General features: G+C 58.9%; 22 protein-coding genes. 19 read left to right on the top strand and 3 right to left on the bottom strand.

Annotated elements, in window-relative coordinates:
* Positions 1 to 137 precede the first annotated feature (137 nt).
* The 12 genes from rseD (at position 138) to acpS (ending at position 9,608) form a co-directional block, all read left to right on the top strand.
* Positions 138 to 242: a rpoE leader peptide RseD gene (rseD, locus tag MKS11_RS27690; RefSeq protein ID WP_122383554.1), complete on the top strand. Its 105-nt coding sequence runs from the start codon at positions 138 to 140 to the stop codon at positions 240 to 242.
* On the top strand, positions 239 to 814 hold the full coding sequence (gene rpoE, locus MKS11_RS15540) for an RNA polymerase sigma factor RpoE (protein ID WP_002914074.1): 576 nt from the start codon (positions 239 to 241) through the stop codon (positions 812 to 814). Before rseD ends, rpoE begins: the two co-directional genes overlap by 4 nt.
* A gap of 32 nt (positions 815 to 846) precedes the next feature.
* Complete coding sequence (gene rseA / locus MKS11_RS15535) at positions 847 to 1,497, top strand: anti-sigma-E factor RseA (RefSeq protein WP_004201820.1); 651 nt, start codon at positions 847 to 849, stop codon at positions 1,495 to 1,497.
* On the top strand, positions 1,497 to 2,453 hold the full coding sequence (gene rseB, locus MKS11_RS15530; RefSeq protein WP_004201821.1) for a sigma-E factor regulatory protein RseB: 957 nt from the start codon (positions 1,497 to 1,499) through the stop codon (positions 2,451 to 2,453). The genes rseA and rseB overlap by 1 nt, the downstream gene beginning before the upstream one ends.
* Complete coding sequence (rseC, locus tag MKS11_RS15525; RefSeq protein ID WP_004201822.1) at positions 2,450 to 2,929, top strand: SoxR-reducing system protein RseC; 480 nt, start codon at positions 2,450 to 2,452, stop codon at positions 2,927 to 2,929. Before rseB ends, rseC begins: the two co-directional genes overlap by 4 nt.
* Positions 2,930 to 3,114: 185 nt before the next feature.
* On the top strand, positions 3,115 to 4,914 hold the full coding sequence (lepA, locus tag MKS11_RS15520) for a translation elongation factor 4 (RefSeq protein ID WP_004201823.1): 1,800 nt from the start codon (positions 3,115 to 3,117) through the stop codon (positions 4,912 to 4,914).
* Positions 4,915 to 4,929: 15 nt separating this feature from the next.
* A complete protein-coding gene (lepB, locus tag MKS11_RS15515; protein WP_004201827.1) occupies positions 4,930 to 5,904 on the top strand; it encodes a signal peptidase I in 975 nt (324 codons plus the stop codon).
* Positions 5,905 to 6,153: 249 nt separating this feature from the next.
* Positions 6,154 to 6,834 carry a ribonuclease III gene (gene rnc / locus MKS11_RS15510; RefSeq protein WP_002914065.1) on the top strand — a complete coding sequence of 227 codons (681 nt, stop codon included), beginning with the start codon at positions 6,154 to 6,156 and terminating at the stop codon, positions 6,832 to 6,834.
* Entirely contained in the window at positions 6,831 to 7,736 is a 906-nt protein-coding gene (gene era, locus MKS11_RS15505) for a GTPase Era (protein WP_017900415.1), read from the top strand. The genes rnc and era overlap by 4 nt, the downstream gene beginning before the upstream one ends.
* Positions 7,737 to 7,747: 11 nt before the next feature.
* A complete protein-coding gene (gene recO, locus MKS11_RS15500) occupies positions 7,748 to 8,485 on the top strand; it encodes a DNA repair protein RecO (protein WP_004201833.1) in 738 nt (245 codons plus the stop codon).
* A gap of 11 nt (positions 8,486 to 8,496) precedes the next feature.
* Complete coding sequence (gene pdxJ, locus MKS11_RS15495) at positions 8,497 to 9,228, top strand: pyridoxine 5'-phosphate synthase (protein ID WP_017900416.1); 732 nt, start codon at positions 8,497 to 8,499, stop codon at positions 9,226 to 9,228.
* On the top strand, positions 9,228 to 9,608 hold the full coding sequence (gene acpS / locus MKS11_RS15490) for a holo-ACP synthase (protein ID WP_004201835.1): 381 nt from the start codon (positions 9,228 to 9,230) through the stop codon (positions 9,606 to 9,608). The genes pdxJ and acpS overlap by 1 nt, the downstream gene beginning before the upstream one ends.
* 12 nt (positions 9,609 to 9,620) lie before the next feature.
* Here the strand turns inward: acpS and MKS11_RS15485 are convergent, their stop codons facing one another.
* Both MKS11_RS15485 and MKS11_RS15480 read right to left on the bottom strand, forming a co-directional pair.
* Positions 9,621 to 9,881 (bottom strand): YfhL family 4Fe-4S dicluster ferredoxin, encoded by a 261-nt coding sequence (locus MKS11_RS15485; RefSeq protein ID WP_004144350.1) that lies wholly within the window; start codon positions 9,879 to 9,881, stop codon positions 9,621 to 9,623.
* Between the two features lie 56 nt (positions 9,882 to 9,937).
* A complete protein-coding gene (locus MKS11_RS15480; protein WP_017900417.1) occupies positions 9,938 to 10,786 on the bottom strand; it encodes a MurR/RpiR family transcriptional regulator in 849 nt (282 codons plus the stop codon).
* Between the two features lie 211 nt (positions 10,787 to 10,997).
* Here MKS11_RS15480 and yfhb point away from each other — a divergent pair, with 211 nt between their 5' ends.
* Together yfhb and tadA are read left to right on the top strand one after the other, a co-directional pair.
* Positions 10,998 to 11,633, top strand: a complete 636-nt coding sequence (gene yfhb / locus MKS11_RS15475) for a phosphatidylglycerophosphatase C (protein WP_004201838.1) — start codon at positions 10,998 to 11,000, stop codon at positions 11,631 to 11,633.
* A gap of 62 nt (positions 11,634 to 11,695) precedes the next feature.
* The gene (tadA, locus tag MKS11_RS15470) at positions 11,696 to 12,205 is read left to right on the top strand and encodes a tRNA adenosine(34) deaminase TadA (protein WP_023318886.1); all 510 of its coding nucleotides are present in this window, start codon (positions 11,696 to 11,698) and stop codon (positions 12,203 to 12,205) included.
* On the opposite strand, the gene mltF is transcribed toward tadA, so the two are convergent.
* Positions 12,202 to 13,818 carry a membrane-bound lytic murein transglycosylase MltF gene (mltF, locus tag MKS11_RS15465; protein WP_048295294.1) on the bottom strand — a complete coding sequence of 539 codons (1,617 nt, stop codon included), beginning with the start codon at positions 13,816 to 13,818 and terminating at the stop codon, positions 12,202 to 12,204. The two genes, tadA and mltF, sit on opposite strands and share 4 nt — an antisense overlap.
* Positions 13,819 to 13,993: 175 nt before the next feature.
* On the opposite strand from mltF, the gene purL reads away from it, so the two are divergent.
* From purL to glnB, 5 genes are all read left to right on the top strand, one after another.
* A complete protein-coding gene (purL, locus tag MKS11_RS15460; protein ID WP_048295293.1) occupies positions 13,994 to 17,881 on the top strand; it encodes a phosphoribosylformylglycinamidine synthase in 3,888 nt (1,295 codons plus the stop codon).
* 591 nt (positions 17,882 to 18,472) lie between these two features.
* Positions 18,473 to 19,894, top strand: a complete 1,422-nt coding sequence (locus tag MKS11_RS15455) for a HAMP domain-containing sensor histidine kinase (protein WP_074194561.1) — start codon at positions 18,473 to 18,475, stop codon at positions 19,892 to 19,894.
* Positions 19,895 to 19,923: 29 nt separating this feature from the next.
* A complete protein-coding gene (qseG, locus tag MKS11_RS15450) occupies positions 19,924 to 20,610 on the top strand; it encodes a two-component system QseEF-associated lipoprotein QseG (protein WP_176377257.1) in 687 nt (228 codons plus the stop codon).
* Positions 20,597 to 21,934, top strand: a complete 1,338-nt coding sequence (gene glrR / locus MKS11_RS15445; RefSeq protein WP_004201849.1) for a two-component system response regulator GlrR — start codon at positions 20,597 to 20,599, stop codon at positions 21,932 to 21,934. Before qseG ends, glrR begins: the two co-directional genes overlap by 14 nt.
* A 65-nt stretch (positions 21,935 to 21,999) precedes the next feature.
* Positions 22,000 to 22,338 carry a nitrogen regulatory protein P-II gene (glnB, locus tag MKS11_RS15440; protein WP_002914032.1) on the top strand — a complete coding sequence of 113 codons (339 nt, stop codon included), beginning with the start codon at positions 22,000 to 22,002 and terminating at the stop codon, positions 22,336 to 22,338.
* The last annotated feature ends 11 nt before the right edge of the window (positions 22,339 to 22,349 follow it).

Here is a 22,349-nt window from a genome sequence, read left to right as displayed (position 1 = left end):
CCGTGTTACGATACCCTTCAGACGGGCCTGCGCTTTTTCTTATTGACTAACCTATCGTTTAGCAACCAGGGCATATAATGATTGATAACGATCTGCCGCCGTTGCCAGACAAAAAACAAAAAGCGTAACGGAACTTTATTGTTTTCATACACTCCAACAGTCAGCTTGCTCATAATGCAGATTTTGGGTGGTGTTTTGAAGACGCATGGGAATTGGGTTTGGGGAGACATTACCTCGGATGAGCGAGCAGTTAACGGATCAGGTCCTTGTTGAACGGGTCCAGAAAGGAGATCAGAAAGCGTTTAATTTGCTGGTAGTGCGCTATCAGCATAAGGTCGCGAGCCTGGTTTCCCGCTATGTACCGCCGGGCGATATCGCTGACGTCGTTCAGGAATCGTTCGTTAAGGCATGGCGTGCGCTGGACTCTTTCCGGGGAGATAGCGCTTTTTACACCTGGTTATACCGTATCGCCGTCAATACGGCGAAGAATTATCTGGTTGCTCAGGGACGCCGTCCGCCGTCCAGCGATGTTGACGCCAACGAGGCGGAAAACTTCGAAAGCGGCGGAGCGTTGAAAGAAATTTCGAACCCTGAGAACTTAATGTTGTCAGAAGAACTGAGACAAATAGTTTTTCGTACCATTGAATCGCTCCCGGAAGATTTACGCATGGCAATTACGTTACGGGAGCTGGATGGCCTGAGCTATGAAGAGATAGCCGCTATCATGGATTGTCCGGTTGGGACGGTGCGTTCGCGTATCTTCCGGGCGCGAGAAGCTATTGATAATAAAGTTCAACCGCTTATCAGGCGTTGACGATAGCGGAATACTGGAAAAGGGTATCAGGCATGCAGAAAGAAAAACTTTCGGCTTTAATGGATGGTGAAACGCTGGATAACGAACTGCTCAACGAGCTGAGTCGTTCTTCTGAGATGCAAAAAACCTGGGAGAGTTACCACCTTATCCGCGATACGCTGCGTGGCGATACCGCAGAGGTGCTGCAATTTGATATCTCCGCCCGGGTGATGGCCGCCATTGAAAATGAGCCCGTTCGTCAGACGGCGCCGCTTATTCCTGAATCTCAGCCCGCACCACACCAGTGGCGGCAGATGCCGTTCTGGAACAAAGTGCGTCCGTGGGCCAGCTCACTGACCCAGATGGGCGTTGCCGCCTGCGTATCGCTTGCGGTTATCGTCGGCGTCCAGCACTATAATGGGCAGTCTGATGCCGCTCAGCAGCCAGAGGCGCCGGTGTTCAATACGCTGCCAATGATGGGCAAAGCGAGCCCGGTAAGTCTTGGCGTACCGGCTGACGCATCAGCAGGTAGCGGCCAGCAGGCTCAGGTCCAGGAACAGCGCCGGCGGATTAACGCCATGCTGCAGGACTACGAACTGCAGCGCCGCCTGCACGCTGAGCAGCTTCAGTTTGGCCAGGCCCAGACTCAGCAGGCCGCAGTCCAGGTGCCGGGTTATCAAACTTTAGGAACGCAATCGCAGTAATGAAGCAACTTTGGTGTGCCATGTCGCTCATGGCAGGCAGTCTGTTGTTCTCTGTCAACGCCTCGGCTGATACATCGTCCGGGGCGTTGTTGCAGCAGATGAACCTGGCCAGCCAGTCCCTCAACTATGAGCTCTCGTTCGTCAGCATCAGCAAACAAGGCGTTGAGTCGCTGCGCTATCGTCACGCGCGACTGAACAATCAACCGCTGGCGCAGCTTCTGCAGCTGGACGGTCCGCGCCGGGAAGTGGTCCTGCGCGGTACGGAAATCAGCTATTTTGAACCCGGCCTCGATCCGTTCACCCTGAACGGCGACTATATCGTCGATTCGCTGCCGTCGCTGGTTTACAGCGATTTCAAACGTCTCAGCGCAGCCTATGATTTTATCTCCGTGGGCCGTACCCGTATCGCCGACCGCCTCTGCGACGTGATCCGCGTCGTGGCTCGCGACGGCACGCGCTATAGCTTTATCGCCTGGCTGGACGCTGAGACTAAGCTGCCGCTGCGCGTCGATTTGCTCGACCGCGACGGAGAAACGCTGGAGCAGTTCCGGGTCGTCTCTTTCAACGTTGGTGATAACGTTAGCGCCAGCATGGAGACGCTGGCAAAAGCGAATTTGCCGCCGCAGCTGTCGGTGCCTGAAGGGGGCGACAAAGCCAACTTCAACTGGGCGCCGACGTGGCTCCCTCAGGGCATGACTGAGGTTTCCAGCAGCCAGCGTCGTCTGCCCACCTTTGATGGTCCGGTAGAATCACGTCTCTATTCCGACGGCTTGTTCAGCTTCTCGATCAATATCAACCGCGCCACCGCGGCCAGCAGCGACCAGCTGTTGCGCACCGGCCGACGCACCGTCAGCACGACGGTACGCGATAACGCGGAGATCACCGTGGTGGGCGAACTGCCGCCGCAGACGGCGAAGCGTATCTCAGACAGCATTAAATTCAAGGCAGTACAATGATCAAAGAGTGGGCCACCGTGGTTTCCTGGCATAACGGCGTGGCGCAGGTGCACTGCGACGTTAAAGCCTCCTGCAGCAGTTGCGCCTCCCGCGCCGGCTGCGGCAGCCGGGTATTAAACAAGCTGGGGCCGCAGACCAGCCATACCATCAGCGTGCCCTGCGAGCAGCCGTTGACGGCGGGGCAAAAAGTGGAGCTGGGGATCGCCGAGAGCAGTCTGCTGGGTTCGGCGCTGTTGGTCTACATGGCGCCGCTGGTGGGGCTGTTTGTGATGGCGTCGATTTTCCAGGTGCTGTTTGCCAGCGATATCGCGTCACTTTGCGGCGCGCTGCTGGGCGGCGTCGGCGGGTTCCTGGTGGCGCGCGGTCTGTCGCCGCAGCTGGCAGCGCGCCAGTCGTGGCAGCCGGTGATCCTGAGCGTCGCGTTGCCGCCGGATCTGGTGCGTATCGAAACGCCTTCCTCCGACATGGGTCAGTGATTTCACTGGCCCTTATCTTTATTTACCCTTCCTGTTACAACGCCACAATTTCTGCGGTTATGCTGGATCTAACAGCATTTCCTGGTTTCAAGGATGTAGTGTAGAATGCGGCGTTTTCGGATTAAAAAACGTCAGGCACAGTACAGCGGCCTCATGATACTCGTAAGGCATAATTAACTCTAAATATGAAGAATATACGTAACTTTTCGATCATCGCTCACATCGACCACGGTAAGTCGACGCTGTCTGACCGTATCATCCAGATTTGCGGTGGCCTTTCTGATCGTGAAATGGAAGCCCAGGTTCTGGACTCCATGGATCTTGAGCGCGAACGCGGGATCACCATCAAGGCGCAGAGCGTCACCCTGGACTATAAGGCCAACGACGGTGAGACCTATCAGCTGAACTTTATCGACACCCCGGGCCACGTGGACTTCTCCTATGAAGTCTCCCGTTCCCTCGCCGCGTGCGAAGGCGCGCTGCTGGTGGTTGACGCCGGGCAGGGCGTAGAAGCCCAGACCCTGGCCAACTGCTACACCGCCATGGAGATGGACCTGGAGGTCGTTCCGGTACTCAACAAGATCGACCTGCCTGCGGCCGACCCTGAGCGCGTAGCGGACGAGATTGAAGATATCGTCGGGATCGATGCCCACGATGCGGTGCGCTGCTCGGCGAAAACCGGCGTCGGCGTGACCGACGTGCTGGAGCGTCTGGTGCGCGATATTCCGCCGCCGGAAGGCGATCCGGACGCGCCGCTGCAGGCGCTGATTATCGACTCCTGGTTCGATAACTACCTCGGCGTGGTGTCGCTGGTGCGGATTAAAAACGGCACCATGCGCAAGGGCGATAAGATCAAGGTCATGAGCACCGGCCAGGTCTATAACGCCGACCGTCTGGGCATCTTTACCCCGAAACAGGTTGACCGTACCGAGCTGAAATGCGGCGAGGTAGGCTGGCTGGTCTGCGCGATCAAAGACATCCTCGGCGCGCCGGTGGGCGATACCCTGACCGCCGCCCGCAACCCGGCAGACAAAGCGCTGCCTGGCTTTAAGAAGGTGAAACCGCAGGTGTATGCCGGCCTGTTCCCGGTGAGCTCCGATGATTATGAAGCTTTCCGCGACGCGCTGGGCAAACTGAGCCTCAACGACGCCTCTCTGTTCTACGAGCCGGAAAGTTCTACCGCGCTGGGCTTCGGCTTCCGCTGCGGCTTCCTCGGCCTGCTGCACATGGAGATCATTCAGGAGCGTCTGGAGCGTGAATACGATCTCGACCTGATCACCACCGCGCCGACGGTAGTTTACGAAGTGGAGACCACCTCCAAAGAAGTTATCTACGTCGACAGCCCGTCCAAGCTGCCGCCGCTGAATAATATTCAGGAGCTGCGCGAGCCGATCGCCGAGTGTCACATGCTGCTGCCGCAGGAGTTCCTCGGCAACGTGATCACTCTGTGTGTGGAGAAACGTGGTGTGCAGACCAACATGGTTTACCACGGTAAACAGGTGGCGCTGACCTACGAAATCCCGATGGCGGAAGTGGTGCTCGACTTCTTCGACCGTCTGAAGTCTACCTCCCGCGGCTATGCGTCGCTGGACTACAACTTCAAACGCTTCCAGGCGTCGAACATGGTACGCGTCGATGTGCTGATCAACGGCGAGCGCGTCGATGCGCTGGCGCTGATCACCCACAACGATAACGCGCCGTATCGCGGCCGCGAGCTGGTGGAAAAGATGAAAGATCTTATTCCGCGTCAGCAGTTCGACATCGCGATTCAGGCGGCCATCGGCAACCACATCATCGCGCGCTCTACCGTGAAACAGCTGCGTAAAAACGTGCTGGCGAAATGCTACGGCGGTGACGTCAGCCGTAAGAAAAAGCTGCTGCAGAAGCAGAAAGAAGGTAAGAAGCGTATGAAGCAGGTCGGTAACGTTGAACTGCCGCAGGAAGCGTTCCTCGCCATTCTGCACGTTGGTAAAGACGGCAAATAACCCTAAGGAGTTGGCATGGCGAACATGTTTGCCCTGATCCTGGTGATTGCAACCCTGGTGACGGGCGTTTTATGGTGCCTGGACAAGTTCATTTTTGCACCGAAACGTCGTGAGCGTCAGGCCGCTGCTCAGGCAGCGACCGGCGAGCAGCTGGACAAAAAGACGTTGAAGAAAGTCGGCCCGAAACCGGGCTGGCTGGAAACCGGCGCATCGGTTTTCCCGGTGCTGGCGATCGTTCTGGTGGTACGTTCATTCATTTATGAGCCGTTCCAGATCCCATCCGGTTCGATGATGCCGACTCTGCTGATTGGCGATTTCATCCTGGTGGAGAAATTTGCCTACGGCATTAAAGATCCTATCTACCAGAAAACGCTGATCGAGACGGGTCATCCGAAGCGCGGCGACATCGTGGTGTTTAAATATCCGGAAGACCCGCGCCTGGACTACATCAAGCGCGCGGTGGGGCTACCGGGGGATAAGGTCACCTACGATCCGATTGCCAAGCAGGTCACTATTCAGCCGGGCTGTAGCTCCGGACAGGCCTGCGGCAACGCGCTGCCGGTGACTTACTCCAACGTGGAGCCGAGCGATTTCGTTCAGACCTTCTCCCGCAGCAACGGCGGCGAGGCGAGCAGCGGTTTCTGGCAGCTGCCGAAGGGCGAAACCAAAGCCGACGGCATTCGCCTCACCGAGCGTCAGGAGACGCTGGGCGACGTCACGCATCGTATTCTGATGGTGCCGATTGCTCAGGATCAGGCTGGCATGTATTACCATCAGAGCGGTCTGCCGCTGGCCACCTGGATTGTGCCGCCGGGTCAGTACTTCATGATGGGCGACAACCGGGATAACAGCGCCGACAGCCGTTACTGGGGCTTTGTGCCGGAAGCAAACCTGGTCGGAAAAGCCACCGCTATCTGGATGAGTTTTGAAAAGCAGGAAGGTGAATGGCCGACCGGTGTGCGGTTATCGCGCATTGGTGGAATTCATTAATTTCATCTGCTGAATTCACGCCGCTGCTGTTATCGCAGCGGCGTGAATTATTTAGTATTTAAATCCATTCAAACTAACGACATCCCGTGTCGTTGCGTATAGAATATCCCCCCGAAGTTTTTGGTTGTCGCTCTGCCGGGTGACACTGCACACGAAAGCGTATTGGTCTGTTTCAACTTCCTGTTTGAAGCGTATGCTCAGGTCGGTTTCGTGTGCTGCATCTTTGACGCATTCATTTATTGGTAACGCATGAACCCCATCGTAATTAATCGGCTTCAACGAAAGCTGGGCTACACTTTTCATCATCAGGAGCTGTTGCAACAGGCATTAACTCACCGCAGTGCCAGCAGCAAACATAATGAGCGCCTGGAATTTTTAGGCGACTCCATTTTAAGTTTCGTGATCGCTAACGCGCTGTATCATCGCTTTCCTCGCGTGGATGAAGGCGACATGAGCCGTATGCGCGCGACGCTGGTGCGCGGCAACACGCTGGCGGAAATCGCCCGCGAGTTTGAGCTGGGCGAATGCTTGCGCCTCGGGCCGGGCGAACTGAAAAGCGGCGGTTTCCGTCGCGAATCGATTCTCGCGGACACCGTTGAAGCGTTAATTGGCGGGGTTTTCCTCGACAGCGATATTCAGAACGTTGAACGCTTAATTCTCTCCTGGTACCAGACTCGTCTGGACGAAATCAGCCCGGGCGATAAGCAAAAGGATCCGAAGACGCGTCTGCAGGAGTATCTGCAGGGTCGTCATCTGCCGCTGCCGTCCTACCTGGTGGTCCAGGTGCGCGGCGAAGCGCACGATCAGGAATTTACTATCCACTGCCAGGTCAGTGGCCTGAGTGAACCGGTGGTTGGCACAGGTTCCAGCCGTCGTAAGGCGGAGCAGGCTGCCGCCGAACAGGCGCTGAAAAAGCTGGAGCTGGAATGAGCGAAGAAAAAAGTTATTGTGGGTTTGTCGCCATCGTGGGTCGTCCAAACGTTGGCAAATCCACGCTGTTGAATAAGCTGCTTGGGCAGAAGATCTCGATCACCTCCCGTAAAGCGCAGACCACCCGTCACCGCATCGTCGGCATCCATACCGAAGGGCCGTATCAGGCGATTTACGTCGATACTCCGGGCCTGCATATGGAAGAGAAGCGCGCCATTAACCGCCTGATGAACAAAGCGGCCAGCAGCTCGATTGGCGATGTTGAACTGGTCATCTTCGTGGTGGAAGGCACCCGCTGGACGCAGGACGACGAGATGGTGCTCAACAAGCTGCGCGACGCGAAAGCGCCGGTGATCCTCGCGGTCAACAAGGTAGATAACGTGCAGGAAAAAGCGGATCTGTTACCGCACCTGCAGTTCCTCGCCAGCCAGATGAACTTCCTTGATATCGTGCCGATGTCGGCGGAAACGGGGACCAACGTCGACACCATCGCGGCGATCGTGCGTAAGCATCTGCCGGAAGCGATCCATCACTTCCCGGAAGATTATATTACCGATCGTTCCCAGCGCTTTATGGCCTCCGAAATCATCCGTGAAAAACTGATGCGTTTCCTTGGCGCTGAGCTGCCGTACTCCGTCACCGTGGAAATCGAACGTTTTGTGACCAACGAGCGCGGCGGTTACGACATCAACGGCCTGATCCTCGTCGAGCGTGAAGGGCAGAAGAAGATGGTGATTGGCAACAAAGGCGCCAAAATCAAAACCATCGGTATCGAAGCGCGTAAGGACATGCAGGAGATGTTTGAAGCGCCGGTGCACCTCGAGCTGTGGGTTAAAGTGAAATCCGGCTGGGCCGATGACGAGCGCGCCCTGCGCAGTCTCGGTTATGTTGACGACCTCTGAGTTAACGCAACGTGGATGGATGGCAGCGCGCCTTTGTCCTGCATAGCCGACCGTGGAGCGAAACCAGCCTGATGCTGGACGTCTTCACGGAAGAATCCGGTCGCGTGCGCCTGGTTGCCAAGGGCGCACGCTCCAAACGCTCGAATCTTAAAGGCGCTTTACAGCCCTTTACCCCCTTGCTGGTTCGCTTCGGCGGCCGCGGCGAAGTCAAAACCCTGCGCAGCGCGGAAGCTGTCTCGCTGGCGCTGCCGCTCAGCGGCATCACCCTCTACAGCGGTCTTTACGTTAACGAGCTTATCTCCCGTGTGCTGGAGCACGAAACGCGCTTCTCCGAACTCTTTTTTGACTATTTGCACTGCATTCAGGCGCTCGCCGGGGCCAGCGGCTCGCCGGAGCCGGCGCTGCGGCGCTTTGAGCTGGCGCTGCTCGGGCACCTGGGCTATGGCGTGGATTTTCTCCACTGCGCCGGGAGCGGCGAGCCGGTGGACGACACCATGACCTACCGCTATCGCGAAGAAAAAGGCTTTATTGCCAGCCTGGTGATTGATAACAACACGTTTACCGGGCACCATTTGAAAGCGTTGGCGAGTCGCGAGTTTCCTGATGTTGATACGCTGCGCGCCGCGAAGCGCTTTACCCGTATCGCCCTGAAGCCCTATCTCGGCGGCAAACCGCTCAAGAGCCGGGAATTGTTTCGCCAGTTTATGCCCGCGCGAAAGGCGCGAGCGGATAATACGAAGAATGATTAACGAGGATTGTCATGGCTGAATTACTGTTAGGGGTCAATATTGACCATATCGCGACCTTGCGTAACGCCCGCGGCACCGCCTACCCGGATCCGGTTCAGGCGGCTTTCATTGCCGAACAGGCCGGCGCCGACGGCATTACCGTGCATCTGCGCGAAGACCGCCGCCATATCACCGATCGCGATGTGCGTATCCTGCGCCAGACGCTGCACACCCGCATGAATCTTGAAATGGCGGTCACCGAAGAGATGCTGACGATCGCCTGCGAAACCAAACCGCATTTCTGCTGCCTGGTGCCGGAGAAGCGCCAGGAAGTGACCACCGAAGGCGGGCTGGACGTCGCCGGCCAGCGCGACAAGATGCGTGATGCCTGTCAACGCCTGGCGGATGCCGGCATCCTGGTCTCCCTGTTTATCGATGCGGATGAAGCACAAATTAAAGCGGCAGCGGACGTTGGCGCGCCTTATATCGAAATCCATACCGGCTGCTATGCCGATGCTAAAACCGACGCCGAGCAGGCGAAGGAGCTGGAACGCATTGCCAAAGCGGCCGCCTACGCCGCCAGCCTCGGCCTGAAGGTTAATGCGGGTCACGGTCTGACCTATCATAACGTGAAAGCGATTGCCGCGCTGCCGGAAATGCATGAGCTGAATATCGGCCACGCGATTATTGGCCGCGCGGTGATGAGCGGCCTGAAAGAGGCGGTCGCGGAAATGAAGCGTCTGATGCTGGAAGCGCGCGGCTAATGGCCATTCTCGGGCTGGGTACCGACATCGTCGAGATCGCCCGCATCGAAGCGGTGATCGCCCGCAGCGGCGATCGCCTTGCCCGCCGGGTGCTGAGCGACCATGAATGGAGCATTTGGGAGCAGCACCAGCAGCCGGTGCGTTTCCTGGCGAAACGCTTTGCGGTCAAGGAAGCGGCGGCGAAAGCGCTGGGGACCGGGATCCGCAACGGGCTGGCCTTTAATCAGTTCGAAGTTTACAACGATGAGCTGGGCAAGCCGAAGCTGCGGCTATGGGGTGAGGCGCAACGGCTGGCGGAACGGTTGGGGGTGAGCCATATTCATGTCACGCTCGCCGATGAGCGCCATTACGCCTGCGCCACGGTGATTGTCGAAAGCTAAGCGCGACGGCGGTTAAATTTTATCCGCGTGGTGCATCAGGACGAATTTATCCCACAGCTGTTCTTCACTCTCGACGTGTGCCGGATCTTTCAGAATAGTATTCGGGATCGGGCACACCTTCTGGCAGGTGGGCGTATCGTAATGGCCCACGCATTCGGTGCAGCGGTCGCTGTTAATTTCATAAATGCTGTCACCCATCGAAATGGCCTCATTGGGGCACTCCGGCTCGCACATATCGCAGTTGATGCATTTTTTGGTAATTAACAGCGCCATCAGGAAAATCTCAGAAACAACACAAACAGGGCGGGCATTATACGCCCATTTTCTGCTCAGACCAGCTTTTTCACCAGCGCTTCGCTATGGCGAATGCGCTCCGGCGCCCGCTCCAGATCCTGCTGCACCAGCCCCATAAACAGCAGGTCGGTGAGCATCATTTGCGCGCTGGTGGAGGAGATGGCCGCGCTGCGCGTCGCCTGCTCTTCGGCGATAGTATACAGGCAGTGGGTCGCCTGCTGCTGCAGGGCGTTAGGGCTAAAGCCGGTGATCGCCAGGATCTTACAGCCGACGCGCAGCGCTTCACCGGCCGCCATATTGATCTCCCGACGCTCGCCGGAGTAAGAGATCGCCAGCAGCAGATCGTCGCTGGACATGGCCTGCACCGTCGCCAGCAGAGCGTGCATATCCTGCTCAGAGACAGCGTTGACGCCGATCTTCATCAGCTTCCAGCTAAAGTTACGCGCCACCAGGCCGGACGCGCCAATCCCGGTGACGATCACCCGCCGGGCGTTGCGCAGCAGCGTGACGGCTTCCCGCAGCGTCTCTTCAGTGTTGACGTCCAGCGAGGCATGCATGGCGGCGACATTGTCTTTGATGAGTTTCTCGCCCACCAGACGTAGCGGGTCGTCACCGCGAATGTGGTTATGTACCGGGACGGAGTGCGGATCCGGGCTGCTGGCCAGCGCTTCACTCAGCGCCAGCTTCAGCGCCGGAAAGCCTTTGAACCCCAGTTTTTGGGCAAATTTAACCACGCTGGACTGACTCACCCCGGCTTCCGTCGCCAGCTGCTGTGAGCTGAGGTGCCGGGTGTCATCGGGTTGGCTCAGAATAAAATCGGCCAACTTTTTGTCGCTCGCCGCCAGGGTGGGATAGCGCTGACGAATACGCGTTAAACAGTTCATTGGAGCTCCGCTGGAGCCGTCCGGCTCGTGACTGAAAGAATTTTTATTCGATTATAAGGGGTATACCACGAATTAAAAATTCATAAGCCACAATTTTTCCTTCGCCTGCTAATTTAATTCTTCCTTAACGGCAGGGATGTTTTCCCTCTTCATGGCATAAGACTGTTAAGCTTACCCTAACGAGAAGTGAATCCTGAGAGAAGGGGGCAGTTTGCAGCACAGTGAACGGAGAGTGGTGTTTTTCGATCTGGACGGAACCTTGCATCAACAGGATATGTTCGGCAGTTTTCTGCGCTACCTGCTGCGCCATCTGCCGCTGAACCTGCTGCTGGTGGTGGCGATGGGGCCGGTGATCCTTGCCGGGCTGGCGGTGTGCGGGCGGGCGGCGCGCTGGCCGATGAGCCTCCTGCTATGGGCGTCAACCTTTGGCCGTCGCGAGGCGGTACTGAAGCGGCTGGAAGCGGAGTTTGTCGGCTGGTTTCGTCATCATGTGACAGCGTTTCCCGTGGTTCATGCGCGGCTGACGGCCTACCTGACCAGTACCGATGCCGACGTCTGGTTGATCACCGGCTCGCCGCAGTCGCTGGTGGAACAGGTCTATCGCGATACCCTCTGGCTGCCGCGGGTGAATCTGATAGCCAGCCGCACCGCGCGCCGCTGGGGCGGCTGGGTATTGACCCTGCGCTGCCTGGGCCATGAAAAGGTGGTGCAGCTGGAGAAAAAGATTGGCGCACCGCTGCAGCTGTATAGCGGCTATAGCGACAGCGAGCAGGATAACCCGTTGCTCGGCTTTTGCCAGCATCGCTGGCGGGTCACTCCGCAGGGAGAGCTGCAGCAGCTGGAGTAATAGTGTGTAATTGATAGCTCCCATGTATAATGCGCCCCGCTTTTTCTGCTGGAGTGGCCGCTGTGTCTGACCTCGAACTCAATGATGAATACTGGATGCGTCATGCCCTGACGCTGGCGAAGCGCGCCTGGGAAGAGGGTGAGGTACCGGTGGGCGCGGTGCTGGTGCATAACAATCAGGTCATTGGCGAGGGCTGGAACCGGCCGATAGGCCGTCACGACCCTACCGCCCATGCGGAAATTATGGCCTTACGCCAGGGCGGACTGGTGCTGCAAAACTACCGCCTGATCGATGCCACGCTATACGTGACCCTCGAGCCCTGCGTGATGTGCGCGGGGGCGATGGTGCACAGCCGTATCGCCCGCCTGGTGTTTGGCGCCAGGGATGCCAAGACCGGTGCCGCCGGCTCGCTGATGGATGTTCTGCATCACCCGGGAATGAACCATCGGGTTGAGATTAGCGAAGGCGTGCTGGCGGAGTCCTGCTCTGCCATGCTGAGCGACTTCTTCCGCTGGCGGCGGGAAGAGAAAAAAGCGCTGAAGAAAGCCCGGGAGCAGAACGGGGAAAGTTAATACAGGTGGCCTGGGAGTTTCATCCGGGCATTATCCATCTGTTTTTCGGCGCGAAACTTGAAAAAGGGCAGGGTGGTCTCCTGCGGCTGTTCGAGCTCATTGGGGAGCACGGCCGGGTAATCTTCCGCCAGGGCCAGCATTTGCTGCTGCTGGCGCTCCTTCTCTGACAAATAGCCGACAAGGCTTATCTGATATTTGCGGATGTTTTCCACATAGGCGTAGGCCTCATGGCCGCGGGCATAGCCGTATTTTAGTTTGCTGTAATAGGGTTTCTGGCTCAGCAGCGGTAAACGCAGCTTAACGTCCGCCCAGCTGTTAGGATTGCCTTTCTGTTTGCGGGTGAGCGCCATGGCGTCCAGCATATGGGCATAGCCCATATTGTAAGCGGCCAGCGCAAACCAGATGCGTTCATCTTTCGGGATCGAATCCGGCACTTTATCCATCATATCCTGTAGATAGCGCATGCCGCCGTCGATACTCTGCGCCGCATCGGTCCGGTCAGTCAGCCCCAGACTTTGCGCCGTATTGCGCGTGAGCATCATCATGCCGCGCACGCCGGTAGGAGAGGTGGCCTGTGGATCCCAGTGGGATTCCTGCCAGGCGATGGCGGCCAGCAGGCGCCAGTCGATCTCGCGGGCGTACTTTTCAAACAGCGGCTGCACCTCCGGAAGAATGTTTTCCACCGCGCGCAGGAAGGTGCGGGTATCGACGTAATCAAAATCGTTGCCGTGGCCGAGGTACTTCTCCTCCAGGCGCGCCAGGGTGCCGTCTTCATTGATGTTGTTGAAGAAATCAAGCATCGCCGCCGACAGGGAATTATCATCGTCCCGGGCGCTGAACCAGGTGACCGGCTGTTCGTCGGTGATATCGAGGGCTACCGCCAGCTCCGGATGGACGCGCTGAAACAGGCTGACGGCCACCGAGTCGGCGATGGTGTAATCGAGTTTGCCGTCAATCACCGCCTGCATCAGCGCCGTGGTGCCGCGTTTTTCGTCCACGCGCCAGGCAAGATCCGGGTATTTCTCGGCTTTTAAGGTCTGCAGGTCGTTGATCGCCACGTGGCCCGGAGCGATGGCGAGCTGCTCGGCGGTCAGCGCCGCGAGGCTGCGCGGCCGGGTATTGCCGACGCGGTAGACCAGCTGTTGCGAAACAGAATAGTAGGTGGGGCCGGCCTGATAGTTTTTCACCCGCTCCTGGTTATAGACCAGCCCGGCAGCCAGCATATCGGCCTGACCGTCGTCGAGGTCGTCAAACAGCTGGCTGATGTTCTGCCGGACGGTTATCTTAAGCGTCACGCCGAGGTAGTCGGCAAACTGCTTCGCCAGTTCGTAGTCCAGGCCGAACGTTTTATTGTTCATGGTGGCAAAGGTCATCGGCGAGTTGATGGTGCTGATGCGCAGCTCGCCGCGAGCGATAATACCCGCCACCCGGTTCTCGGGTTTACCGGACCAGGGGATCGACGGCCACAGGGCAGCCGCCAGCAAAAGGGTGACAATGCCGATCAGCAGATAATTAATCTTTAATTTTTTCAGCGCGTTAATCTTCTGCAGCTTCAGGTTCCTCAGCAGGCGATGTCCGGAAAAAACGCAAGGTTGTCGTCGAATGAGCGGCATTCTGCTTAAGAATGCGCCAGTTGGCAACTTATTCGCGATAGGCGTCACATTTATTGATAAACAGCATCAATGATTTTATTTCTACGCAAACGGTTTCGTCGGGGCGCAGGATTCACTATAATGACGCCCGTTTCCCCCCCTGGCTCACCCTGAAAGCTTCGAAGACGAGAGACTTATGATGGAAATTTTGCGTGGTTCACCTGCACTGTCGGCATTCCGTATTAATAAACTGCTGGCACGATTTCAGGCGGCCAACCTTCCGGTAAGCGCCATATACGCCGAGTATATTCATTTTGCCGATCTGAACGCCCCGCTGAGCGCTGACGATCGCGAGCGCCTGGCGCGACTGCTTAAATATGGCCCGAGCTTAAACAGCCATACCCCGACCGGTAAATTACTGCTCGTGACCCCTCGCCCTGGCACCATCTCTCCCTGGTCTTCTAAAGCTACCGATATCGCCCATAACTGCGGCCTGGCTCAGGTTGTGCGTCTGGAGCGCGGCGTGGCGTATTATGTTGAAGCCTCGACCCTGAGCGAAGCGCAGTGGACCGCGGTGGCGGCGGAACTGCACGACCGCATGATGGAGAGCGTCTTCGACGCGCTGGAAGCGGGCGAAAAGCTGTTCGCTCACCATCAGCCGACGCCGGTGACCAGCGTTGACCTGCTGGGCGAAGGGCGTCAGGCGCTGATTGACGCCAACCTCCGTTTGGGTCTGGCGCTGGCAGATGACGAAATTGACTACCTGCAGGACGCGTTTACCCGTCTGGGACGCAATCCGAACGACATCGAGCTGTACATGTTCGCCCAGGCGAACTCAGAGCACTGTCGCCACAAGATTTTCAACGCCGACTGGATCATCGACGGCGAACAGCAGCCGAAGTCGCTGTTCAAAATGATCAAAAACACCTTCGAAAAAACGCCGGACTACGTCCTGTCGGCCTATAAAGACAACGCCGCGGTGATGGAAGGGTCTGAAGTGGGGCGCTATTTTGCCGACCACCAGACCGGGCGCTACGACTTCCATCAGGAGCCGGCGCACATTCTGATGAAGGTGGAAACCCATAACCACCCGACGGCCATCTCCCCATGGCCGGGCGCGGCAACCGGCTCCGGCGGCGAGATCCGCGATGAAGGCGCCACCGGCCGCGGCGCGAAGCCGAAAGCGGGTCTGGTGGGCTTCTCGGTTTCCAACCTGCGCATCCCGGGCTTCGAACAGCCGTGGGAAGAAGATTTCGGGAAACCGGATCGCATCGTCACCGCCCTGGACATCATGACCGAAGGCCCTCTGGGCGGCGCGGCGTTTAACAACGAATTTGGTCGTCCGGCGCTGAACGGCTACTTCCGCACCTATGAAGAGAAAGTCACCAGCCATAACGGCGAAGAGCTGCGCGGCTACCACAAACCGATCATGCTGGCCGGCGGTATCGGTAACATCCGCGGCGAGCACGTGCAGAAGGGCGAGATTACCGTCGGCGCGAAGCTGATCGTGCTGGGCGGCCCGGCGATGAACATCGGCCTCGGCGGCGGCGCGGCGTCTTCCATGGCCTCCGGCCAGTCCGATGCCGACCTCGATTTCGCCTCCGTCCAGCGTGACAACCCGGAAATGGAGCGTCGCTGTCAGGAAGTGATTGACCGCTGCTGGCAGCTGGGCGACGCCAACCCGATCCTGTTTATCCACGACGTCGGCGCCGGCGGTCTCTCCAACGCCATGCCGGAGCTGGTCAGCGACGGCGGCCGCGGCGGTAAATTCCAGCTGCGCGATATCCTGAGCGATGAGCCAGGCATGAGCCCGCTGGAGATCTGGTGTAACGAATCGCAGGAACGTTATGTCCTGGCGGTCGCCCCGGAGCAACTGCCGCTGTTCGACGAGCTGTGCCGCCGCGAGCGCGCGCCTTATGCGGTTATCGGCGAAGCCACCGCCGAGCAGCACCTGAGCCTGAGCGACAGCCACTTTAACGATCAGCCGATCGATCTGCCGCTGGACGTCCTGCTTGGCAAAACGCCGAAAATGACCCGTGACGTGCAGACCCTGAAAGCCCAGGGCAGCGCGCTGGATCGCCAACCGATTACCATCGCCGATGCGGTTAATCGCGTTCTGCACCTGCCGACGGTGGCCGAGAAAACCTTCCTCGTGACCATCGGCGACCGCACCGTGACCGGCATGGTCGCCCGCGACCAGATGGTCGGCCCGTGGCAGATCCCGGTGGCCAACTGCGCGGTAACCACCGCCAGCCTCGACAGCTACTACGGCGAAGCGATGGCGATGGGCGAGCGCGCCCCGGTTGCTCTGCTGGACTTCGCCGCCTCCGGCCGTCTGGCGGTTGGCGAAGCGCTGACCAACATCGCCGCCACGCAGATTGGCGAGCTGAACCGCGTGAAGCTGTCGGCTAACTGGATGGCCGCTGCCGGCCACCCGGGCGAAGACGCTGGCCTGTATGAGGCGGTGAAAGCGGTGGGCGAAGAGCTGTGCCCGGCGCTGGGCCTGACCATTCCGGTCGGCAAAGACTCAATGTCGATGAAAACCCGCTGGCAGGAAGGCAGCGAGCAGCGTGAGATGACCTCTCCGCTGTCGCTGGTGATCTCCGCCTTCGCCCGTGTCGAAGATGTTCGTCATACCGTCACGCCGCAGCTCTTGACGGAAGATAACGCCCTGCTGTTGATCGACCTCGGTAAAGGGCACAACGCGCTGGGCGCGACGGCGCTGGCGCAGGTCTATCGCCAGCTCGGCGACAAGCCGGCTGACGTGCGCGATGTCGCGCAGCTGAAAGGCTTCTGGGATGCGATGCAGGCCCTGGTGGCGCAGCGTAAACTGCTGGCCTACCACGACCGCTCCGACGGCGGCCTGCTGGTCACCCTGGCGGAAATGGCCTTTACCGGCCACTGCGGTGTGGAGGCGGATATCGCCGCGCTGGGCGACGACCGTCTGGCGGCGCTGTTCAACGAAGAGCTGGGGGCGGTGATCCAGGTCCGCGCCGCAGACCGTGAGGCGGTGGAAGCCATTCTGGCGGTTAACGGCCTGGCGGACTGTGTGCATTACCTCGGTAAAGCGGTCGAGGGCGATCGCTTCGTGCTGACCGCCGGTGGTCAGACGGTGTTTAGCGAAAGCCGCACCACGCTGCGCATGTGGTGGGCGGAAACCACCTGGCAGATGCAGCGTCTGCGCGACAACCCGGCCTGCGCCGATCAGGAGCACGAGGCGAAAGCCAACGACGCCGACCCGGGCCTCAATGTGAAGCTCTCGTTTGATATTAATGACGATGTCGCCGCACCGTACATTGCCACCGGCGCGCGTCCGAAAGTGGCCGTCCTGCGCGAGCAGGGTGTGAACTCTCACGTTGAAATGGCGGCGGCCTTCCATCGCGCTGGCTTTGACGCCATTGACGTGCATATGAGCGACCTGCTGGCGGGCCGCACCGGTCTGGGCGATTTCCATGCCCTGGTGGCCTGCGGCGGCTTCTCCTACGGCGACGTGCTGGGGGCAGGTGAAGGCTGGGCGAAGTCGATTCTGTTCAACGAGCGCGTGCGCGATGAGTTCGCGACCTTCTTCCATCGTCCGCAGACCCTGGCGCTCGGCGTGTGCAACGGCTGTCAGATGATGTCCAATCTGCGCGAGCTGATCCCGGGCAGCGACCTGTGGCCGCGCTTTGTGCGCAACCACTCTGACCGCTTTGAAGCGCGCTTCAGCCTGGTGGAAGTGACGCAAAGCCCGTCTCTGCTGCTGCAAGGCATGGTTGGCTCACAGATGCCGATTGCGGTCTCCCACGGCGAAGGTCAGGTGGAAGTGCGCGACAGCGCGCATCTGGCCCAGCTGGAGAGCAAAGGCCTGGTGGCGCTGCGCTTCGTGGATAACTTCGGCAAAGTGACCGAAACCTATCCGGCGAACCCGAACGGTTCCCCGAACGGTATCACCGCCGTGACCAGCGAAAGCGGGCGCGCGACTATCATGATGCCGCACCCGGAACGCGTCTTCCGCACCGTGAGCAACTCCTGGCACCCGGAAAACTGGGGCGAAGACAGCCCGTGGATGCGTATCTTCCGCAATGCGCGTAAACAGCTGGGTTAATTTTCCCGCAGCGTGTCACGCGAACGTATCAGCCCCCTGCTCAGGCAGGGGGCTTTTTTTATCTGTGACGGTCGGCACGCCAGGGTGTCGGGAATCACCGACAACCGGCATATTGCGGTGTCGTCAAAAAGCGACACTTAAGTTATTGATTTAAATGATGAGTAACCTGGGGCATATTTAGTGTCGCTAATCGGCGACATCATGGATGAAAAGTATACAGCGCTGGAATGGTTGGATTTTATGGTGAAAGTCATATATATCAACGTGTTAATAAAATGTTTTGAAAGATGGCATAGTTCATGCATAATATTAACCAGTGGCTCATTCACCTTCTTATGTCAGCCCCTTCGGGACGCGCTACATAAACTTCGAATGACGCACAAACAGGTGCCTGCCGTCCAACTCCTGATAACAGCCTGGCTTTATCAGACATCGGGCGAAACGTCGAGTAAGGCACCGCCTCATTTCTCAACAAAGCCAGGCCTTGCGCCTGGCTTTGTTGTTTCTGCGGCGCCGTGGCGACGGGTATCGCTTTTCTCCGCCGCGCTCCTCAGTTAGCATCGACCAGAGCTAATGATTGAGACCACACCCTTGAAGCGACTCTCTCTTTTTCCCCGTTCGCTGCGTCAGCTGGTGACGCTCTCCTTTGTGCTGATCCTGCTGCCGTTACTGGTGCTGGCCTGGCAGGCCTGGCAGAGCCTCAATGCCCTCAGCGCCCAGGCGGCGCATATCAACCGTACGACGCTGGTCGATGCCCGCCGCAGTGAGGCGATGATCAATGCCGCGCTGGAGATGGAACGCAGCTATCGCCAGTACTGCGTGCTGGACGATCCGACGCTGGCGCGCGTCTATCAAAACCAGCGGCAGCGCTACAGCCAGATGCTGGACGCGCACGCCGGCGTGTTGCCGGACGAAAAGCTCTGGCAGGCGCTGCGCCAGGATGTCAGCGATCTGGCGCAGCTGCAGTGTAACAACAGCGGCCCTGACGCCGAGGCAGCCGCCAGACTGGAAGTTTTCGCCAGTAATAACAGCGACATGGTCCAGGCGACCCGGGCGGTGGTCTATTCCCGCGGCCAGCAGCTGCAGCAGGAGATTGCCGAGCGCGGCCAGTTTTTCGGCTGGCAGGCGCTGGTGCTGTTTCTGCTGAGCCTGGCGCTGGTGCTGCTTTTCACCCGCATGATCATCGGCCCGGTGAAAGGTATCGAAAGAATGATCAATCAGCTGGGCGCAGGGAAGTCGCTGGACGACGCGGCATTGTTTACTGGCCCGCGCGAGCTGCGCTCGGTGGGCAAGCGCATCATCTGGCTCAGCGAGCGCCTGGCATGGCTGGAGTCGCAGCGGCATCAGTTTCTTCGCCATCTGTCGCATGAGCTTAAAACCCCGCTGGCCAGTATGCGTGAAGGCACCGAGCTGTTGGCCGACCGGGTCGCCGGACCGCTGACGCCGGAGCAGCAGGAGATCGTCGAGATCCTCGACAGCAGCAGCCGCAACCTGCAAAAGCTGATTGAACAGCTGCTGAACTACAACCGCAAACAGGCCGACGGCCCGGTAGCCCGGGAAGCAGTGGACCTGGTGGAGCTGGTGGAAAACGTCGTGGCGGCGCACAGTTTGCCTGCGCGGGCTAAACTGATGCATACCGAGCTGGCGCTGCGGGCGCGGCATTGTCTGGCGGAGCCTGCGTTATTGATAAGCGTAATGGATAATCTCTACTCCAATGCGGTGCACTATGGCGCTGAATCCGGTAACATTCGTATCCATAGCTACCGGCACGGAGAGCAGGTGCGTATTGATGTCGCCAACAGCGGCGAACCGATCCCGGCCGCAGAAAAGAATATGATTTTTGAGCCTTTTTACCAGGGAAGTCACCAGCGTAAGGGGGCCGTTAAAGGCAGTGGGCTGGGGTTAAGCATCGCCCGCGACTGTGTCCGTCAGATGCAAGGGGAACTCAGTCTGGTTGACGCCCCCGCCGGGCAGGTCTGTTTTCGCATTACGCTTCCCTCAGCTCCGGAATAATCCAACTAATGAATCGATATCGGGGAACTATGTCCCAATTCCTGGCCTGGCGCCGTTCCCTTAGCGGATGGCTGCTCCCAGGCATTGCTTGTCTGACGCTGGCGGGGTGTTCCGCCGGCTTCTCGCCGCATAGTGCGGAAGGTGCCGCTGCCCCCGGGCAGGCGCAGCACCAGGTGGCCGATTTTGTCGCCGTGGACTGCGCTGATATCTGGGCGCACAGCAGCGATGCCAGCGACAAAAACCCCCTCTACTGGCTGCGGGGCATTGACTGCGCCGATCGTCTCGCGCCGGTGCAGGCGCGAGCGGAGGCGAAACGCCATACCGACGACAGCTGGCAGGACGCATTCCGCCGCGGCATTCTGCTTGCCGATGCCAAAATTACCCCTGACGAGCGCCGCGAGCTGGTGGCGCGTCTCGACACCTTCAGCCCGCAAATCGCCGTTCAGGTCCGCCCGCTATATCAGCTCTGGCGCGACGGGCAGACCCGTCAGCTGCAGCTGGTGGAGGAGCGAGCCCGCTACGCGAAGCTTCAGCAGTCCAGCGATAGCGAGCTGGAGACGTTGCGCCAGCAGGAGCAGTCGCTGCGCCAGCAGCTGGAGCTGACCACCCGTAAGCTGGAGAATCTGACGGATATTGAACGCCAGCTCTCCAGCCGCAAGCCGGGCGGCAATTTCGGCAGCGAAAAAGTACCGGAGGTGATCCATGACGATCCGTAAACCGGCGCGTTTGCTGCTGGTGGATGACGATCCGGGGCTGCTGAAGCTGCTCGGCATGCGTCTGGTCAGCGAAGGCTATAGCGTGGTCACCGCCGAGAGCGGACCGGAAGCGCTGCGCGTGCTGGGACGTGAGAAAGTGGATCTGGTGATTAGCGATCTGCGGATGGATGAAATGGACGGCCTGCAGCTGTTCAGTGAGATCCAGAAGGGGCAGCCCGGCATGCCGGTGATCATTCTCACCGCCCATGGCTCGATCCCCGACGCGGTGGCGGCCACCCAGCAGGGCGTCTTCAGCTTCCTGACCAAGCCAGTTGATAAAGACGCCTTGTATAAAGCCATTGATGAGGCGCTGGAGCAGCGATCGCCAGCCACCGACGAAGCGTGGCGCCAGGCGATTGTCACCCGCAGCCCGCTGATGCTGCGCCTGCTCGAGCAGGCCGGGATGGTGGCGCAGTCCGACGTCAGCGTGCTGATTAACGGCCAGAGCGGGACCGGGAAGGAGATAGTCGCCCAGGCGATCCACAACGCCAGCCCGCGTCATGACAAGCCTTTCGTGGCGATTAACTGCGGCGCGCTGCCGGAACAGCTGCTCGAGTCCGAACTGTTCGGCCATGCTCGGGGCGCCTTTACCGGCGCGGTCAGCAACCGCGAAGGGTTATTCCAGGCCGCCGAAGGCGGCACGCTGTTTCTCGACGAGATCGGCGATATGCCTGTCGCCCTGCAGGTGAAGCTGCTCCGCGTCCTGCAGGAGCGTAAGGTTCGCCCGCTCGGCAGCAACCGCGATATCGAGATCAACGTGCGGATCATCTCCGCCACCCACCGCGACCTGCCGAAGGCGATGGCCCGCGGCGAGTTTCGCGAAGATCTGTTTTATCGCCTCAATGTGGTTAACCTGAAGATCCCGCCGCTCTCCGAACGCACGGAAGATATTCCGCTGTTGGCCAACCATCTGCTGCGTCAGTCCGCCGATCGCCATAAGCCGTTCGTGCGGGCATTTTCCAGCGATGCAATGAAGCGGCTGATGGCCGCCAAATGGCCGGGCAATGTGCGCCAGCTGGTGAACGTGATTGAGCAGTGCGTGGCCCTGACCTCGTCGCCGGTGATCGGCGATGCTCTGGTGGAACAGGCGCTGGAAGGCGAGAACACGGCGCTGCCGACCTTCGTGGAAGCGCGCAATCAGTTTGAGCTGAACTACCTGCGCAAGCTGCTGCAGATTACCAGGGGCAACGTCACCCACGCCGCGCGGATGGCTGGACGCAACCGCACCGAATTCTATAAGCTGCTGTCGCGCCATGAGCTCGACGCCAATGACTTTAAAGAGTAGCTCCGCAACATAGCGCAAGATATGATACGGTAAGCAACCGGTTACGCGACTAAGACAGGAACACCATGAAAAAGATTGATGCGATTATTAAACCTTTCAAACTGGATGACGTGCGTGAAGCGCTGGCCGAAGTCGGCATCACCGGGATGACGGTAACGGAAGTGAAAGGCTTTGGCCGCCAGAAAGGGCACACCGAACTCTACCGCGGCGCGGAATATATGGTGGATTTTCTGCCGAAAGTGAAAATTGAAATCGTGGTGACCGACGATATCGTCGATACCTGTGTGGATACCATCATCCGTACCGCGCAGACCGGTAAAATCGGTGACGGCAAGATCTTTGTCTTCGACGTGGCGCGGGTCATTCGTATCCGTACCGGCGAAGAAGACGACGCGGCGATTTAACGCTCGCCGCT

It is taken from the genome of Klebsiella sp. K5-45, assembly GCF_030128605.1.
Classification (GTDB): Bacteria; Pseudomonadota; Gammaproteobacteria; order Enterobacterales; family Enterobacteriaceae; genus Klebsiella; species Klebsiella quasipneumoniae.
This window is presented reverse-complemented; position numbering and strand designations above follow the sequence as displayed.